This window comes from Halohasta salina, assembly GCF_024178165.1.
In the GTDB taxonomy this organism is placed as follows: Archaea; Halobacteriota; Halobacteria; order Halobacteriales; family Haloferacaceae; genus Halohasta; species Halohasta salina.
This window is the reverse complement of sequence record NZ_JAMZIE010000004.1, coordinates 126103-143882: the sequence shown is the minus strand read 5'-3', so window position 1 is coordinate 143882 and position 17780 is coordinate 126103. Positions and strand designations below refer to the sequence as shown.

Annotated in this window: 17 protein-coding genes; 8 read left to right on the top strand and 9 right to left on the bottom strand. The window is 64.8% G+C overall.

Going from position 1 to position 17780, the window contains the following annotated elements; all coding sequences use genetic code 11:
* Positions 1-30 precede the first annotated feature (30 nt).
* The 3 genes from arcS (at position 31) to NKJ34_RS10570 (ending at position 4486) form a co-directional block, all read left to right on the top strand.
* Entirely contained in the window at positions 31-1788 is a 1758-nt protein-coding gene (gene arcS / locus NKJ34_RS10580) for an archaeosine synthase subunit alpha (RefSeq protein ID WP_253738268.1), read from the top strand.
* A 134-nt stretch (positions 1789-1922) separates the two neighbouring features.
* Entirely contained in the window at positions 1923-2354 is a 432-nt protein-coding gene (locus NKJ34_RS10575) for a thiol-disulfide oxidoreductase DCC family protein (RefSeq protein ID WP_253738267.1), read from the top strand.
* A gap of 77 nt (positions 2355-2431) precedes the next feature.
* Positions 2432-4486 (top strand): bacterio-opsin activator domain-containing protein, encoded by a 2055-nt coding sequence (locus NKJ34_RS10570; protein ID WP_253738266.1) that lies wholly within the window; start codon positions 2432-2434, stop codon positions 4484-4486.
* A 381-nt stretch (positions 4487-4867) separates the two neighbouring features.
* Here the strand turns inward: NKJ34_RS10570 and NKJ34_RS10565 are convergent, their stop codons facing one another.
* The gene (locus tag NKJ34_RS10565) at positions 4868-5497 is read right to left on the bottom strand and encodes a type IV pilin domain-containing protein (RefSeq protein WP_253738265.1); all 630 of its coding nucleotides are present in this window, start codon (positions 5495-5497) and stop codon (positions 4868-4870) included.
* A 111-nt stretch (positions 5498-5608) separates the two neighbouring features.
* On the opposite strand from NKJ34_RS10565, the gene NKJ34_RS10560 reads away from it, so the two are divergent.
* Positions 5609-6685 carry an archaeosine biosynthesis radical SAM protein RaSEA gene (locus NKJ34_RS10560; RefSeq protein WP_253738264.1) on the top strand — a complete coding sequence of 359 codons (1077 nt, stop codon included), beginning with the start codon at positions 5609-5611 and terminating at the stop codon, positions 6683-6685.
* A gap of 144 nt (positions 6686-6829) precedes the next feature.
* Positions 6830-7708: a LamG-like jellyroll fold domain-containing protein gene (locus NKJ34_RS10555; protein WP_253738263.1), complete on the top strand. Its 879-nt coding sequence runs from the start codon at positions 6830-6832 to the stop codon at positions 7706-7708.
* A 70-nt stretch (positions 7709-7778) separates the two neighbouring features.
* Here the strand turns inward: NKJ34_RS10555 and purQ are convergent, their stop codons facing one another.
* Both purQ and purS read right to left on the bottom strand, forming a co-directional pair.
* The gene (gene purQ, locus NKJ34_RS10550) at positions 7779-8456 is read right to left on the bottom strand and encodes a phosphoribosylformylglycinamidine synthase I (protein ID WP_253738262.1); all 678 of its coding nucleotides are present in this window, start codon (positions 8454-8456) and stop codon (positions 7779-7781) included.
* Entirely contained in the window at positions 8453-8716 is a 264-nt protein-coding gene (purS, locus tag NKJ34_RS10545) for a phosphoribosylformylglycinamidine synthase subunit PurS (protein WP_253738261.1), read from the bottom strand. The genes purQ and purS overlap by 4 nt, the downstream gene beginning before the upstream one ends.
* 169 nt (positions 8717-8885) lie before the next feature.
* Here purS and NKJ34_RS10540 point away from each other — a divergent pair, with 169 nt between their 5' ends.
* Entirely contained in the window at positions 8886-9854 is a 969-nt protein-coding gene (locus NKJ34_RS10540; protein WP_253738260.1) for a formyltetrahydrofolate deformylase, read from the top strand.
* 64 nt (positions 9855-9918) lie between these two features.
* Here NKJ34_RS10540 and NKJ34_RS10535 read toward each other — a convergent pair whose 3' ends face one another.
* Positions 9919-10965, bottom strand: a complete 1047-nt coding sequence (locus tag NKJ34_RS10535) for a phosphoribosylaminoimidazolesuccinocarboxamide synthase (protein ID WP_253738259.1) — start codon at positions 10963-10965, stop codon at positions 9919-9921.
* 92 nt (positions 10966-11057) lie between these two features.
* Here NKJ34_RS10535 and cofH point away from each other — a divergent pair, with 92 nt between their 5' ends.
* Positions 11058-12440 carry a 7,8-didemethyl-8-hydroxy-5-deazariboflavin synthase subunit CofH gene (gene cofH, locus NKJ34_RS10530; RefSeq protein ID WP_253738258.1) on the top strand — a complete coding sequence of 461 codons (1383 nt, stop codon included), beginning with the start codon at positions 11058-11060 and terminating at the stop codon, positions 12438-12440.
* A gap of 23 nt (positions 12441-12463) precedes the next feature.
* Here the strand turns inward: cofH and cofG are convergent, their stop codons facing one another.
* The 4 genes from cofG to NKJ34_RS10510 all read right to left on the bottom strand — a co-directional run bounded on the left by cofG (position 12464) and on the right by NKJ34_RS10510 (position 16764).
* A complete protein-coding gene (gene cofG / locus NKJ34_RS10525) occupies positions 12464-13645 on the bottom strand; it encodes a 7,8-didemethyl-8-hydroxy-5-deazariboflavin synthase subunit CofG (RefSeq protein WP_253738257.1) in 1182 nt (393 codons plus the stop codon).
* A 66-nt stretch (positions 13646-13711) separates the two neighbouring features.
* Positions 13712-14338 (bottom strand): 2-phospho-L-lactate guanylyltransferase, encoded by a 627-nt coding sequence (gene cofC, locus NKJ34_RS10520; RefSeq protein WP_253738256.1) that lies wholly within the window; start codon positions 14336-14338, stop codon positions 13712-13714.
* 33 nt (positions 14339-14371) lie between these two features.
* Positions 14372-15550, bottom strand: coding sequence for a tubulin/FtsZ family protein (locus NKJ34_RS10515; RefSeq protein WP_253738255.1), 1179 nt, complete (start codon positions 15548-15550; stop codon positions 14372-14374).
* Between the two features lie 311 nt (positions 15551-15861).
* On the bottom strand, positions 15862-16764 hold the full coding sequence (locus NKJ34_RS10510) for a complex I NDUFA9 subunit family protein (RefSeq protein WP_253738254.1): 903 nt from the start codon (positions 16762-16764) through the stop codon (positions 15862-15864).
* 90 nt (positions 16765-16854) lie between these two features.
* Here NKJ34_RS10510 and tmk point away from each other — a divergent pair, with 90 nt between their 5' ends.
* Positions 16855-17433, top strand: a complete 579-nt coding sequence (gene tmk / locus NKJ34_RS10505; RefSeq protein WP_253738253.1) for a dTMP kinase — start codon at positions 16855-16857, stop codon at positions 17431-17433.
* Here tmk and NKJ34_RS10500 read toward each other — a convergent pair whose 3' ends face one another.
* Complete coding sequence (locus NKJ34_RS10500) at positions 17434-17748, bottom strand: DUF7991 family protein (RefSeq protein WP_253738252.1); 315 nt, start codon at positions 17746-17748, stop codon at positions 17434-17436.
* Between the last annotated feature and the right edge of the window lie 32 nt (positions 17749-17780).

Sequence of the window (17780 nt, the reverse complement as noted above, 5' to 3'; positions counted from 1 at the left end):
ATAGTTGACCCTCGCCTGCCCAGCACAGGTATGACAGAGTATTTCGAGGTGCTGAACCGGGACGGTGCGGCCCGGCTCGGCGAACTCCGGCTCGACGAGCCGCTGGTCACCCCGGCGCTGCTCGACGACGTGCTGGTCGACGGCGGGAGTCTGTGGACCGCCGACCAGCCACTGCCCGAGGGTGATACAGACCAGCTTACCGTCCTCCCACACCGCTCGCTGCCCGCCGGCACGCGCGAGGAGGTCCGAGAGGCCTTCGCCACCGAGGCCGTCGATGCCGAGTTCCCCGCGGCGGCCGTCGTCTCCTCCCGGTCCCCCGACGATCTCGGCGTCGACGCCTACATTCTCAGTGACGCGTCGGGATTCGTCGGCCACGGCGAGGGGCTTAAATACGCCGTAATCCGCGTTAAACAGGCCCTCCCAGCCGACACCGCCCTCGTCCTCTCGGGGGTCGCCACCCCGCTCAACGTCGCCACACTGGTGTACGCCGGCGTCGACGGGGTCGACGCCAAACTGGCCAAGGTGAAAGGCAGTCAGGGCAAGTATCTGACCAGCGACGACGAGGCCTTTCTGGAAGACCTCGACGAACTGCCGTGTGCGTGTTCGGCCTGCCAGCAGCCCCGCGAGGAGTTCACTCGTGAGGACTGTATCGATCACAACGTCGCGGCCCTGCGGGCGGAACTCCGGCGGGTCCGCGAGCGCATCCGGGCCGGTCGACTCCGCGACTACATCGAGGGACAGGCCCGCCACGACAACTGGCTGACCGCCGCGTTTCGTGAGTTCGACAGCCAGTACAGCTATCTCGAAACCCGAACCCCCGTCGTTCGGAACAACGAACTCGCCGCCGCGACCAGCGATTCGCTGCGACGGGTCGAGATCCAGCGCTTTGCCGACCGCGTCACGAGTCGCTACCGCAACCGGTTCGACAACCCGCTGGTGCTCGTCCCCTGTTCGGCCCGCAAACCCTACAGCGACTCCCAGAGCCACGGCCAGTTCCACGACGTGATCGCCTACCGGGGCCACACCGTCTCGATGACCTCGCCGATCGGCGTCGTCCCGCAGGAACTCGAGTTGACCTACCCGGCCCAACACTACGATTCGGTCGTCACTGGTCGCTGGTCCGAGGACGAAAAGGAGTTCGTCGCGGCCGTCCTGCGGCGCTACCTCGACCGCAACGACTACTCGCGGGTGATCGCCCACGTGCCGGAGCATGGCTACCGCGACATCGTTGAGCGCGTCGACGCGGACTCCGCACTCGACTTCGAGTACACGGTTGAGGACCACCCGACCGACACCGACTCGCTGGGCAACCTCGCGGCGGCGCTGGAGGGCGAACTCAAATACGGCAAACGCGAGCGCCAGCACAACACGGTCAAAGCTATCGCCGACTACCAGTTCGGGCCCGACGCGGGCGACGCGCTGTTCGGCGACATCGAGATTCGGACGACCGGCCGGTATCCAAAACTGCAGGTCCGGGACGGCGACGGCGAGCAGTTGGCGACGATGGTCCCCCAGTACGGGATGTTGGCGATGACGCTGAACGGGGCCGATCGGTGGGTCGACAGCCATGCGCCCACGAAGGTCGTCGAAATCGACGGCTTTGTCCCCCACGGCAGCGTGCTCGCGCCGGGCGTCGTCGACGCCAGCGAGTCGATCCGACCGGGCGACGAGGTCGTGATCCGAGGGCCCAAGGCCTTCGGCATCGGGCGCGCCGAGATGAGCGGTCCCGAGATGGCCGAGTCGACACGCGGCGTCGCCAGTACGGTACGACACGTCAGGGAGCGGTAGCCGGTCGACTACTTTGTTACACGGCTTCTACTGAAGTATCGCCGCGGATACGGCGGGGCAGCGCGCCGACCGGACAGACATTTGTAACTGCCGCCCCAATACGGACCACTGACCGCCAATGGGAGGAGCTACCGATGACGACCACTGAGGACGCACTCGCCGAGAGCGACGAGCATCCGATCCTGCTGTTCGACGGGGTCTGTAACCTCTGTGACGGGTCGATTCAGTTCCTCATCCCCCGAGATCCGGCGGGCACGCTCCGGTTTGCGCCGCTGCAGTCCGACCTCGGCAAGACGGTTCGGGAAGCCACAGGGCTGTCGACCGACGAGCTCGAAACCGTCGTATTCGTCGACGACGGCCACGCCTACATAAAATCCGACGCGGCGATCCGGATCGGCGAACGGCTCGGCGGGATCTACCGACTGCTGTCGCTGGGGCGGCTGCTTCCGCGGCCGCTTCGGGATCGGATCTACGACTTCGTTGCCGACCACCGCTACGACTGGTTCGGCAAGAAGGACCAGTGTATGGTCCCCGACGCGGACGTTAGTGACCGGTTTCTCCAGTAGTCGACACCTAACTTGTCGGTTACGCGCTTTATAAATAAAACAGAACGTTCAGTAGCGTCGGCGTCGAACGGGCGGTCATGTCTCGGTCTATCCGGGTGCTCTACGTCGACGACGACCCCCAGTCACTGGACGTGATCCCCAACCGGTGTGAGGCGGTCTCGGAGCTCCGGTTCGAGACCGAATCACGGCCCCGCACGGTGACAGAACAGCTCCACGACGATCTCGACTGTCTGATTACCGACTACCGGATGCCCTCGATGGACGGGATCGAGCTGCTGACGGAGGTCTCCAACCAGCAGCCCGATCTCCCGATCCTGCTGTTGACGGGCCACGGCGGCGGCGAGATCGCCAGCGAGGCCCTCCAGAAGGGCGCGACCGAGTATATGGAGAAGTCGACGGCGATCGCCCAGCCGGACCTGCTGGCCAACCGGGTTCGGAACGCCGTCGAGCAGATGCGCCGCGAGAAGACCAACCGGGCGCTGGCGACCGACGCCAACCGGTTCATCCGGGCGACTTCGCCGACGGCGGTCTACGAGGCCGCCGTCGATCTGACCTGTGAGACGCTGGGGTTCGAGGACGCCGCGGTCGTCGAGGACACCCCCGAGGGGTGGTCGGTCGTCGCTCACAGCGGGCTGGATGCGAGCCTCCGGAGCGAGCTGCCGACCGCCGAGCCGCTGGCGGCCGCGGTCGACAGCGACGAGCCCGTGGTCGCCGAGTCGGGTGCCGTCGAGGCCATCGACACCGCCAGCTGCTGGGTCCCGCTGGGGAGCCACGGCGTGTTGGTCGGCCGGACCGCCGAAGCCGACACCGACGTCGACTATCTCCGGGATGCGATTCTGATCGTGGCGACCAATGCCGAAAGCGCCTTGACCCGGCTCGAACAGGCCGCCCTGCTCGACGAACGGAAACGCGAGCTCGAACGCCAGCGCACCGAGTTGGCCTCGCTGCGACAGACCAACGAGGTGATCCGTTCTGTCAACCGTGCGATCACAAGCGTCCGGTCCCAGCGGGAGATCGAGCGGCTGGTCTGCGAGCGGCTGGTCGGCGACGATCGGTACACCTACGCGTGGATCGGCGAGTACGATCTGGAGACCGATCGGGTAACCCCGCGGGCCAAATCCGGGCTGGGGGCGGCGGTGACTGTCGGCTCGGCGGTTTCGCTGGCCGATCGCTACAGCGCCGAGACGCTCGAAACGGTCATCGATCACCGGCAGGTCGCCGTCGAGGCACCGACTGGGCCCGAATCCATCCCCGGCTCCGCGTCCGGTTCGGCCGTCGACGCCGGCACTTCGGTGCTGGTGCCGATCGTCCACAACGAGGTGTTGTACGACGTGTTGATCGTCCACTCGGCGGACCACACCTCGGTCGGCCACCGCGAGCAGGACGTGTTGGCCGAGCTTGGCGAGACGATCGGCTACGCGCTTCGGACGGCCGAACAGCGACGCGCGCTGGTCGGGGATAGCGACACCGAGGTCGTCTTCGAGATCGGCTGTGAGAGCGACCACCTCATCCGGCTGTCGGCGGCTGCCGACTGTACCGTCTCCATCGAGAGTCTGAGCACCCGCTCGGACGGCCGCCTCCGACAGTTCGTCCTCGTCGAGGGGACCGACCCCGACTCGTTCCGCTCGTACGCCGACCGGACCGGGATCGACGACCCCACCGTACTGGTCGAACGCGAGGGCTGCTTCGTCGCCACGCTCACCACCGACGGGAGCCCGGTCGTCGACTGTATCGCCGAACAGGGAGTGTCGCTGACGGCCTTTAGCGCCACCGAGGGTCGCGGCACCGTCTCGATGACCGTCCCGAAGTCGACCGACATCCGGGCGCTGGCCGAGCGTTTCGAGTCGGCGCTCGGCTGGGCCGAACTCCGCGCGAAACGCCAGCTCGACACGGCGGCCGACACCCCTCAGGGGTTCCGCGAGCAGCTCGAAGAGGCGCTGACCGACCGCCAACACGAGACGCTGCAGGCGGCCTACCACGCCGGCTTCTTCGCGTGGCCCCGCACCAACACCGGCGAGGCGATCGCCGACCGGCTCGGGATCGCCGGCCCGACCTTCCTCCAGCATCTCCGGGCCGGCGAGCGCAAACTCCTCGAAGCCCTCTTCGAACAGGACCGCCCCGTCTACAACTGACTGGGTCGACGACCGACCGTTCTCACGGCCTATTAGGCCACTCATCGCGGGTATCTATACACATAGGCATAGTGGATGAGGTGTGCCTATGGACAAAGGTATAATCGTTAATGAGGTGGCCCAGTTGGTGATAGACGTGTTACGATCGATGGTCCGGCGTTCGACGGACGGCGTCGAACCGGATTCGGACGGTCGATCGGCACAGACAGTCCCACCACAACCACGCAGCTATCGACCGACCACACCGGACGGCCGACCGTGATTACGCCCACGGTCGGCGTGGTCGGCGATGAGCTGTACTACCGCCGCTGACGCTTCCCTCCTCCCACCACACTTCACCCCTCCGACGCGACAGTGTCCCGATCAGGTTACCGGCCTCGCTCACCGTGTTTCGAAATAAAACCGTTCTTCGGCTCCCGACGCGAGTTCCAGCGTGACCGTGAGATCGGGACTCGACGGGTCGTCCGAAATCACGAAATCGCCGACGTCGTGGCTGAACCGCCGGATGTCGACCTCGGCGTCGTCGGTGCCGGCGTTGATCTCGGCGACCTGCCCGCCGTCGGTACTGTCGTCGACCAACTCGTAGCGGACGCCCGTCGCGTCGAACGCGTCGGGGCTTCCCGCCCGGTTGGCGGCTCCGAGTTGGTTCGTCCGGCGGATCTCGAACTCGTCGGCGTTGGCGTCGTCGACGGTCATCCCCGACTCGATTCCGCTGGCGTCGACCGCGAACGCGTCGACGGTCACCTGCTCGGTGCCGGTGTTCTCGATACGGAACTCGAGGATGTCCTCGCCGCTGGTGCGAGGTGGCTCCCCCGGCGCATTGGCAGGCACGAGCGCCTCGTTCGAGGAGTTCTCCCACGGGTTCGTCCCCAACAGGTCGTTGATCTGCTCTTTTTCGCTCCCGAAGCCGGCGAACCCGCCAGCCAGCACCGTGAACACCGACGCGAGCAGCAACGTGATCGCGACCATCAGCACGACGCCGACGACCGGCGAGATACCGCGTTCGCCCATGGTTGATCTACCGGCTCGCGGGGTAAATGCCTGTTCGGGGAACGGTCGACCCGGTCGTCGACCCCTTCGGGGTGCGATGCGGTTTTACCCCGCTGGCGAGTAGGCCCGCCAATGAGTAAGCCGAGCCCGGAAGTCTACGAGGAGGGCCGTGGGATGGACGCCCACAACACGGTGATGCGGGAGATCCGCGGCCTCAAGGAGAAACAGTACGACCCACACGAGCCCACGCGCGTCTGGGTCGACGAGGACAACACGCCCGACGGCGTCTACGAGTCGCTGACGATCATCCTCAACACCGGCGGCTGTCGGTGGGCACGGGCCGGTGGCTGTACGATGTGTGGCTACGTCGCCGAGAGCGTCGAGGGCGGCACCGTCGAACACGAGGCGCTGATGGACCAGATCGATGCCTGTCTCGACCACGAGGCGGCCAACACCGACGAGCCGGCCGACCTCATCAAGATCTACACCTCCGGGAGCTTCCTCGACGAGCGTGAAGTCCCGGCCGAGACGCGGCGGGCCATCGCCGAGACGTTCGGCGACCGCGAGCGGATCGTCCTCGAATCCTTGCCTGACTTCGTCGACCACGAGAAACTCACGGATTTCACCGACCACGGACTCGCTGTCGACGTCGCGGTCGGCTTAGAGACGGCGACCGACCGCATCCGCCACGACTGCGTGAACAAGTACTTCGACTTCGCGGACTTCGAGGACGCTTGTGCGACCGCCAAGGAGGCTGGCGCGGGTGTCAAGGCCTATCTGCTGATGAAGCCGCCGTTCCTCTCGGAGCGCGAAGCTCGCGACGACATGATCGAGTCGATCCGACGCTGTGCGGCTGTCGAAGGCTGTCACACGGTGTCGATGAACCCCTGTAACGTCCAGCAGTACACGATGGTCAACGAACTCTTCCGCGAGGGTGGGTATCGCCCGCCGTGGCTCTGGTCGGTCGCCGACGTCTTAGAGCGGACCGCCGACGTCGAAGCCATCGTTGTCTCCGATCCGGTGGGCCACGGGTCGGACCGGGGGGCCCATAACTGCGGGGAGTGCGACGACCGAGTCCAGAAGGCGATCAAGGACTTCGATCTGCGACAGGACGAGAGCGTCTTCGAACAGGTGAGTTGCGACTGCGAGCGGACGTGGGACCTCGTGATCCACGAAGAGACCAGCTACGCGATGCCACTGGCGCGGTGACGACGGCGTTGACACGAACGGTGTGGTGTTTGCCTTACTAATCTCGGTTGGTTGTCTACTTGCCAGTAGTTTGTTGTATAAAACAGTCTACCAACGGTGATCGTATGAAAAAACTATATCACTTTACTGGTCAGTACGTTCCGTATGAATAATGATAGCGGGCGACGGTCGAACACGTTTCGTGGCGACGCTCAAGCCGTCACTCCCGTGGTCGGGACGGTTCTCGCAGTAGCGATTGTTGTGATTCTTGCGGCGGTAATCGGTGCGACTTCTCTCGGCTACACTGACAAACTCGGCGAAACTTCGGCTACGGCTGGCGGGTGTGACGAGCGAATCGAATTTGATCCGGAGAACGTCGACGAGTATGCCGACGATGTCAAGGCCAGTTGTTTGGGTATCTCGTTGTGGTCGTTCGATGAGTCGGAGCGGTCACCGACAGTTCCGGACGGCATCGGCCCAAACGAGGGGACAATAACTGGACCAGCGACTTACATCACAGGTATCCGAAACACGGCACTCTCACACGACAGAGATTCATACGTTGCCGTCCCGGACGATGAATCGCTCAATTTTGAGGCCGACGAGAGCTTCTCCATCACTGGGTGGGTCAATATCGATAGCCCAACAGGTAACATACAGTCGTTCGTTTCCAAACGGGACGCGTACGAAGATGGCTATATTTTTTTCATGGACTCAAACGATAAACTTGGTCTGAAATTCGGGGATACCTCCGACGCCAGGGATGTGCGATCCGGATCTGTGCCGATGAATCAATGGGTACACGTCGCCGCGGTCGTCGACCGAGGCGATCAAACGGTGTCGCTTTACGTCGATGGAGAGAAACTCACGACGGCAGACGTGAGTTCCGTTTCCGGTAGTATCAATCCATCATCGGAGCTACGAATGGGAACTGGAACAGCGGCAAGCGATTACGATCTTGATGGCGCACAAGACGAGTTCCGCATCTTTTCACGAGCGCTTACCAGCAGTGAGATTTCCGAACTACACTCTGAGAAAAGGTAACTGTGATCGCGTAGATCTAATTATTGGTACCGGGCCAAGAGCCAATACACCACGTAGACTCACGGGCGTTCTACGGACGAAACCCGGTCAAAATGTCGGCCCCGTCGGTGCCGCCGACATCCGGTAGCGTCGACCGTTCGGGATGTGGCATCAACACCGCCACCGACTCGTTGTCGCCGAGGATGCCCGCAACGTTGCCGGTCGAGCCGTTGGGGTTGGCCTCGTCGGTGAGGTTCCCGTCGGCATCGCAGTACCGAAACAGGATCCGGTCGTTGGCTTCGAGTTCGTCGTAGCGTTCGTCGGTGATCTCGAAGCGGCCCTCGCCGTGGGCGATGGGGATTTCGATGACGTCGCCCTCGTCGAACGCCTGAGTCCACGGCGTGTCGGCGTTCTCGACCCGCAGGAAGACGTGTTCACACTGGAAACGGGCGCTCTCGTTGGTCGTAAACGCGCCGTCGGTCAATCCCGACTCCGAGCCCACCTGTGCACCGTTGCAGACGCCGAGGACGGGAATGCCGTCGTCGGCAGCCTCCCGAACCTCGGCCATGATCGGCGAGCGGGCAGCCATCGCCCCGGCCCGGAGGTAGTCGCCGTAGGAGAAGCCGCCGGGAAGCATGATGCCCGTCGTCTCTTCGGGGAGGCCGTCCTCGTGCCAGACGCGTTCGGCCTCGATATCGAGATAGTTCAGCGCCCGTACTGCATCCCGGTCGCAGTTCGAGCCGCCGAACTGGATGACGGCGACCGTCATTGGGCGTCGTCGGCCTCCACAACCGAAACCTCGTAGTCGTGAATCGTGGGATTGGCCAGCAGGCGTTCGGCCATCGACTCGGCGCGCTCGGCGGCTTCGTCGGCATTCTCGGCATCGAGGTCGACCTCGTAACGATCTGCCGACCGGAGCGCCGAGAGATCGAACCCGAGTCGTTCGAGCGCCCGTTTCGTGGTCTCGGCTTCGGGGTCGAGGACGCCGTGTTTCAGCCGCACGGTGACGGTCGCGGTGTAGGCAGTCATAGCTGAGGCTGGGCGAGCGTGGTCAAAAGCTCTTTTGGAACCGCTCGTTTGGCCACGTTCGTGGACATCTCTCACGACCGGCTGACACTCGCGGGATGGACACGTTTTTGACTGCGGGTAGCTATCGCCCGGTAATGACCGCACTCGACAGCGGCCCGGAGGTGTCGGTATGACGACCGAACTCACCGAAATCACGGTTATCGGAGGCGACAAGACCGGACTCATCGCGAGAGTCACGACGCTGTTGTTCGAGCGCGGAATCAACATCGAAGACCTCGATCAGGCGGTCCGCGACGGCCTGTTCCGGATGTCGATGCGTGTCGACACCAGTGAGATGGAGACCGACCCGGACGAACTCCGGGAGGCCCTCTCCGAGCTGGGCCGCGAACTCGGCGTCGAGATTCAGGTCCGGTTCCCCAGCGATCGGGAGACCCGGCGGATCGCCGTCTGTGTCACCAAGGAGTCCCACTGTTTGGAGGCCCTTCTGGAGGCCCAAGCGTCGGGCGAACTCGACGTCGAGATCTCGGCGATCATCAGCAACCGCGGGACGCTCCGCGAACTCGCCGAAGCCCACGACGTTCCGTTCTACGACGTCGGCGACGGCAAGGGGTCGCCCGACGAGGACCGGATGCTCGACATCCTGACCGAACACGACGTCGACCTCATCGTCCTTGCGCGCTACATGCGGATCCTCGGCCCGAAGATCGTCTTCCGCTACGAGGACCGTATCATCAACATCCACCCGAGCCTCCTGCCGGCGTTCCCCGGCGCGGCGGCCTACCGCCAAGCCAAGGAGGAGGGCGTCCGGATCGCGGGCGTCACCGCCCACTACGTGACGACCGACCTCGATCAGGGCCCCATCATCACCCAGCGGGCCTTCGACGTGCCGGACGACGCCCTGATCGACGAGATCAAGGCCCGCGGCCAGCCGCTCGAAGCCGAGGCGCTGATCGAGGCGGTCGAAATGCATCTCGACGACGCCGTCTCAGTCCACCGCGGCCGGACGAGCCTCCGGGACGAGGCCGACCCCACCGACTACCAACTCGGGCTCTCCGAGGCAGCCCAAGAAGCCAATCCGAACGAACCGGTCGACGGTGGCATCGAAAAACGGGATACGCCGACAGTAGCCGACGACTAACAACGCGTCTTTTCAACTTTCAGTGGATCGGCCGACGGTAGTCGACGAGTAACGACGCGTCCGTTCAAATATCAGAGAGTTGGCCGACGGCGTCGTCGACCGGCGGCGCGTCGAACCACTCTGTCTCGGTGTAGGCGTTTGCGCCTGCGGCGTACATATCCGAGACGGCCGTTACGACGTCGTCCGGCAGGCCGATGGGGTCGACATCACAGAGCTGTCGCCAGTCGGCGATGTCGGCCTCGGCCACGTCAGCTTTCGCTGCCGAGACGGCTTCGACCCACGCGGGCTGTTCGCGCTTGTAGTACTGCCGGATGACCTCCTTGGAGAGTTGGCGGCCGCCGTAGGAAAACCGGTTTTCGTCGAAAGTACCGACCACGTCGGCGACCGCGATCGTCCCGTCGTGGTAGAGACACTCGATCTTGCCGTCCTCGTGGCTGAAGCCGACCGATTCGGCGTGGTCGGTGACGATCTCGTTGACCCGTAGCGCGACCGATTCGAGTTCGTCGATTGAGGCGGTTCCGGCGATCCGGTCAGCCTCCTCGCGTGTGAGATACCGATCCTGTTCCTCGTACTTCGTGGAGAACTCGACGACCGGCTCGGGGAGGTCGACGGGTTCGTCGGGCCACTCGCCGAGGTCGAGCCCGTAGTCGGCTGGCTCGCCCCGTTTGCGGAGGCTGGAGCCGACTGGGACCGTGTTGCGGAAGACGACTTCCAGCGGGATGAGAAAGTTCTCGCTCGCCGCCTCGTGGTAGGCGTCGTAATCGTAGCCGTCGTCGCTGTCGTAGGGGAGATCCGGGACTTGTGTGAGTTCGATGGCCATCTCTGTCGGCGGTTCCGAACAGTTGGCGAGGTCGACGACGTCGCCGTCGCCGTCGATGCCATCGGCATCGCTGTCGACAACCCCCCGGTAGTGGGTCGCAACGCCGTGATCCGCCAGCAGTTCGAAGTTGAACGCGCCCATCGTACAGAGGCTCGCGCCTTTGTGTGGGATGGCGTCGGGCATCTGCCCCCAGTCGAAGACGGAGTAGGCGTCGGTGAAGACGAACCGTCCCGCGCCGAGATCGGTCGCGGTCGGCTCGCTGTCGACGCGGAACTCCTTGACGCTCGTCATGCTCGTATCGCCGACGGCCGCCCGTATGAATCTTTCAGTTCCGCGCCTCCGGTGACCGACTCCTTTTTACTCGGCGTCTGCTACCCCCGGTAATGACGCGCCGGTCGGCCGCCGAGCTTTCGCCCACGGACATCGAGTTCGACCACACCCCCGAGACCGATCAGTCCTTCGAGAACGCTCTCGCTAACGCCCGCGGTAGGGAGCGCCTAACGGTCGACGACGCGGTCGAACTCCTGACGACCGGCACCGACAGCGAGGGGATCGACCCGCGCCGAAAGGAACAGGTCCTCGAAGCCGCCGACCGTAGACGGGCCGAGATGGTCGGTGAGGACGTGACGTTCGTCGCCAACCTCAACAACAACGTCACCACCGCCTGCAACGTGGGCTGTCTGTTCTGTAATTTCAAGAACTCCGCCCACGCTTTCGAGGCCGACAGCGACGCCGACCACGCTGGCTTCACCAAGACGCCCGCCGAGTCCCGCGAGATCGTCGACGACGCCCTCGATCTCGGCATCTCGGAGGTCTGTTCGGTGTCGGGGCTCCATCCGGCGTTCGCGCTGGATGACGAACACCACGAGATTCTCGCGGGCTACGACGAGCCCGCGCGCGAGGTCAACTACAAACCGCCCGCCCAATACACGACCGATCCCGGCACCTACACCGATCAGATCAGTGCGATGTCTCTTGAGGGGATCCACGTCCACTCGATGACTCCCGAAGAGGCCTACCACGCCCGCCGGGGGACCGACTGGTCCTACCAGCACGTCTACGGCCGACTCCGCGAGGCGGGCCTCGATACCGCCCCCGGCACGGCCGCCGAAATCCTCGTCGACGAAGTACGGGAGGTGATCTGCCCCGGCAAGATCACGACCGACGACTGGCTCGAAGCGATGGAGGGCGCGATGGCGGCCGGACTGGGGACGACGGCGACGATCATGTACGGTCACGTCGAAAACGAGATGCACCGGGCGATGCACCTCAAGCGGGTCCGTGACCTGCAGGACCGAACCGGCGGAATCACCGAGTTCGTTCCCCTCTCCTTTGTCCACGAGAACACCCCGCTGTACAGACACGGGGTCGTCGACGGCGGGGCCAGCGACGCCGAAGACGAACTAATGATCGCCGTCGCCCGGCTCTTCTTCGACAACATCGACAACATCCAGAGCTCGTGGGTCAAGTACGGCAACGCCAAGGGACTCAAACTGCTCAACTGCGGGGCCAACGACTTCATGGGGACGATCCTCTCGGAGGAGATCACCAAACGCGCCGGCGGAAGCTACGGTGAGTTCCGGAGCGTCGGCGACTACGTCGAGATGATCGACGCGATCGGTCGCCGGCCGGTCGAACGGTCGACCGACTACCGAACCACACACCCGATCGAACTCGACGGCGGCCCCTACGGCCCGACGCTCGGCCCACGAGCCGACGGAACGCCGATGCTGCCGACCGAGACACCGCTGTCAGCCGACGACTAACCACCGGTAGTCGACGCCTACTTTCACGATGGCTCCTGTGGGATCGTGAGCGGCGACTCGTGTTTGGCGACCCGCCGGTAGCGCCGGCCGGCCGACGACGCTTCGGTCAGTGCGTTCTCGATGCGCGTCGACACCCAGTTATCGCCGCTTTCGCCGGCAGTTTTCGGCGGATGCGCAGGCTCGACTCCGTCGCGCCGGACCGACTCCGGCAGATACCGATCGTAGACTGGGAGCCGTTCGTAGAGATCCAACCCCGCGTCGGCAGCGATCGCCCGGAGTTCGTCGAGTGCGGGCCACGCGTAGTCGGGGTTGATGTAGTCCTCGGTCACCGGGGAGACGCCGCCCAGATCGTCGACGCCGCAGTCGATCAACTCCCGCGTCGGCGAGAGGTTCGGTGGCACCTGCACCGATACCGACTCGGGGAGTGCGACCCGTGCCATCGCCACGACGCGGCGCATCGTCTCGACGGCGGGTTGGTCGAACGACGAGCGCTCGTTGGGGACGACGTTCTGGACGATCACCTCCTGAATGTGGTCGTACCGCTCGTGGAGCGCGGCGATCGCCAGCAGGCTCTCGGCGCGATCCCGCCACGATTCGCCGATGCCGACCAGCAGGCCGGTGGTGAACGGTACCCCTTCGCGGCCCGCCGCTCGGATCGTGTTGAGTCGCTGGCCGGGGGTTTTGCGACGCGACCCCGCGTGGGCGTCGACGTCAGCGGTCGTCTCCAGCATGACGCCCATTGAACTGTTGACCTCCCGGAGCCGACGAAATTCCGACTGGGTGAGATCGCCGGGGTTCGAGTGGGGAAGCAGTCCCTCCTCGATGGCCATCTCACAGGCTGCATACAGGTAGTCGACGATCGAGTCGTATCCCCACGCATCGAGCTGGTCGTGGACGGCGGTGTAGCGGTCGTCGGGCTTGTCGCCGAACGTGAAGAGGGCTTCCGTACAGCCGGCGTCGGCACCCGTTCGAAGCACGCTCCGGATCGTCTCCGGTTCCATCAGCGTCGCTTCTCCCGGCACGTCGTAGTAGGTGCAGTAGCTACATGTGTATCGGCAGGCAGTCGTCAGCGGCAGGAAGACGTTCCGCGAGAAGGTGAGTTCGTCGGGCGTCGTGACGTCGCCGGATGTGACCGCGAGGAGGGCGTCGACGGCCGCCTCGTCGATCGCCAGCTCGATGTCGTACTCCTCGGCGGCCGGGAACATAGCCACGTCTCGGGGTCGGACCGTCAAAAACGGCTCGTCTCCCGGTCCCCGCCGAGTAGGCAGTGTCTACTCCACCCGCCGGACCCCGACACGACCCCCGTCCGTGTCGAGTTCGAACCCGGCTTCGAGGAGCCACTCGTGGGCTGTCCCCGAGCCGTGGATCAACACCTCGGCCAGATCATCGGGCTCGTCGACGTCGGTCGCCAGCCGGCGGGAGTCGACGGTTTTGACGCTTGCTCCGAGATCGGCGGCCGCTCGGCGGTGGTCGCAGTAGGAGGCCCCGTGGTAGTCGACCCGAAACCGTGGCTCGCGGACGGCCAAGGCGTTGGTCCCGCCACCCAATCCGGGGGCGATCGTGACCTCGGCATCGCTCTCACGGAGTCGCTGGATGTCCGTCGGCGTTACGAGCGGGAGGTCGGCCATCACGACGAGCGTCGGTTCGCCGTCGGCGAGGCGTGCGTTGACCGCCGTCGTTAGGTCGCGGTCGTCGACCGTGACGGCGGCACGGCCGGTCACGCGCTCGTCGTCGATCAGGGCCGTCGAGAGCACCGTCGGGTCGACGCCTGCGGCGTCGACCGCATCGAGGACGTCGATCAGCATGGCGGTGGCAAACGACTGCCGTTCGGCCGTCGAGAGCACTGATGCGAGGCGGGTTTTCGGCTGGTCGGCTGCGAAGGGGATGAGACAGCGCATCGGAAAGGGGCGACTGGAGGGCCGCCGGAAGAATCAGAACAGCGATTCGAGCTCGTCGCTGTCCTCGTTGACCAGCGAATCGAGGTTGTCCTCGCTCTCGTTGCGGATCTCGTCGATGTTCTCCTGTGCCTCGATGGCGACCTGCTGGAGTTCCTTGATCCGGGGGACGTTCGTTACGCCCGACAGGAGGACGACACTCGAAACGCGTCCGGAGCCGTCGATCGGGTAGTCGCCGCCACGGACCTCCATGCTGCCGGTTTCCTCTTCGAGCCACTTCCGGCCGCGCTCGATACCTTTCCGGTTGAGGTAGTTCGTCGGCCCGGCCAGCACGACCAGCGCCCGCTCGCTGCCGTCGATCTCACACGGCAGCGTCAGTCGGCCGAGCGCCGCCTTCCGGACCAGACTCGTGATCCGGTTTGTCGTGTTGGCGCTGTCGAGGTCGTCGGTGCCCTCGTCGCCGCGGAACCGCGAGAGCAGCCCGCCAGTCGAGGCCTCCTCGACCTCCTCTTCGGCGAAGCCGATCGTCGAGACCCCGCCACCCGACAGGGTGTTGATGATCTCCGAGGAGTCGACGACCGACTCGGCGACTTCTTGGCCCTGTCTGACCTCGCCGGCCCCGAAGAGGATCCCGAACCGGCGGACGATCTCCTCGTTGATCTCCGCGTAGCCGCCCTGGACGGACTCGCCGGTCTTCCGCCAGGCGTCGTTATCGAAGACGAGCAGGTTGTCGACCTCGCGGACGAACGTCTGGAAGGATCGGGCGGCGTTGAGGGTGTAGATCCCACCCTCGTCGCTGCCCGGCAGGACGCCCAGCCCGTAGACGGGCTCGGTGTAGATCCGCTTGAGGTGTTTGGCGATCACGGGCGCGCCGCCGGAGCCGGTGCCGCCACCGAGACCCGCGACGACGAGGAAGGCGTCGACTTCGTGGACCGGAATGGAGTCGATCGAACCCTGGATCTCGTCGATGTCCTCCTCGGCGATCTCCGCGCCGAGCTCGTTGTCCGCCCCGACACCGTGGCCTTTGACCCGCGACTGGCCGATGAGCACACGGTTTTCTTCCGGGATATGCTGTAACCCCATGAGGTCGGCCTTCGCGGAGTTGACCGCGACGGCCGCCCGAACGATGTTGGACCCGGTTTCGGCGTCGTACTCGAGGAATCGATCGACGATCTTACCCCCGGCCTGGCCGAAGCCGATCATTGCGAGTTTCATACGTTTTCTCCCCTTGCCATTGGGACGTATACAGTTGGAAGATGAATATAAGACTTGTGATGAGGTTAGTTTTCGTACCAACGCCGAAACGCCTTTTTCTTGGGGTTTCGGGCGTCGAGACTGTCGAATAACCCACGCGAAGAATCCCGGCAATTCCGACGGTAGGAACTGATTATAATACGTCCCTCGACGGCGTAGCACGCTACTAACTATCAGTTGTCGGCTCTCCGTCCGACGCCCTCACTGGTCGACCGACTCGCGCGCGGACTAGTCGCTGCTCTGGACGGTCCAGTCGACCGACTGTTTGCGGCTCAGGCGATGCCGAGATACGAGCCCAACGAGGTGAGATCGGCGGTCGTCAGCCCGAAGGCCTCGATATCGTTGTCGTCGGTGGTGTTGTCGAACTGCAGCGAGCGGTACTGGTCGGCACCCATCGGGAAGCCGGGGAGCTTTCCGCCGAGGCTGAGGCCGACCCCGGCCAGCGGCATCGGTACCGATACGATAGAGACGGACTTCCCGGCCGCGTCGTAGACCATGTTCGTGATCTCTCTGAGCGTGAGCTGTTCGGGGCCGCCGAGCTCGTACGTTTCGCCGACGTGGGCGTCGTCGTCGACCATCTCGGCCAGCATCCCGACGAGGTCGTCGACGTGGATCGGCTGGAACCGCGTCTTGCCGCCGCCGGGCAGCGGGTAGACCGGCAGTCCCGGCGCGAACATCCCCTTGAGTTTCTTGGTAAAGGAGACGAACTCCCCGCCCTCGCCGAAGACGACCGAGGGTCGGACGATCACCCAGTCGAGATCCGACTCCCGGACGTGGGCTTCGGCCTGCCCTTTCGCCCGGATGTAGGCGGTCGACCCCTCCGGGTCGGCACCGAGGGCGCTCATCTGGACGAACCGCTCGACGCCGCCCGCCTCGGCCGCAGCGACGAGGTTCTCGGTGCCGTGGCGGTGGACCTCGTCGTGCATCTCGTCGCCCCCCTTCGGCTTGAACAGCGGCGAGAGTGCGACCAGATTGACGACGACGTCCCCTCCGTCGACGGCGGCCTCGATCGAGTCGTAGGCGGTGACATCCCCCGATTCGGTTGCGACGCCGTCCGGTATGTCCGCGGCGTCGGGGTTGCGCGCCAGCACCGTCACCTCGTGGCCGCGGTCGACCAGTTCTCCGACGAGGTTCGTCCCGATAAATCCGTTCCCGCCTGCGACTACAACGTTCATACCACAATGTCTCACTGAACCGACCTAAAGGTAGCGCGACCCGCCGGCCGAGAGCGAACCGTTCATACGCCGCCGCTCGGAGTGGGTTGTATGCTCGTGACCCTCGAAGGACTGGACGGGAGCGGCAAAACCACTGTCTGGAACGCGTTAGGCGACGACTACCCCGAGGCGGTCCGTACCCGCGAACCGACCGACTCGTGGTATGGCGAGGCAGTCGACCGCTCGATCGGCGACTCCGAAGCCGACCCGCTGGCGGAACTGTTCCTCTACACCGCCGACCACGCCGACCATCTCTCGCGGGTGATCCGGCCCGCGCTCGCCGAGGGTCAACTCGTCGTCTCGGACCGCTACAGCGACTCCCGATACGCCTATCAGGGGGCGACCCTCGACGGCGTCGTCGAGGAGCCGATCGCCTACGTGCAGTCGATCCACGAGCCGTTCACTCGGCGGCCGGATCTGACCATCTATCTCGACGTCGACCCCGAAACCGCCGCCGAGCGGAGCGGCGGGACGAACAAGTTCGAACGGGTCGCCTACCTCGCGGATGTCCGGGACAACTACGAGCAACTGATCGCCGCCGACCCCGAACGGTTCGTCCGGGTCGACGCCAGCCAGCCGCCGGCGGCCGTGTATGCCGACGTTAGGGAGTGCTTAACGGCCGTACTGTGATCACCGCGCGGGCAGGTCGACCTCGTCGGGTTGGGCGACATACAGGAGGTCGAGTGTCAGCCCGACCGCCAGCGGCAGCCCGATCAGGACGCTGAAGACGACCGTCGGCGAGCCGAGGTTCGGGCCGATCCCCAGCAGCCCGGTGAACACGAGCGTCGACACGAAGAGAACGACGGGGATTCCCGTCAGCGCATACAGCACCCAGCCGAACTGCGTCTCCAGTCGGAGGCGGAGAAACCGGGTGCTCACGGCCGCAAACAGGGTGTGGCCGACAAGCACGCCGGCGAACAGTACGAGCCCGATAATCGAAGCCATATTGGGTGTAGTGGCCGACGGGACTTTGGCGT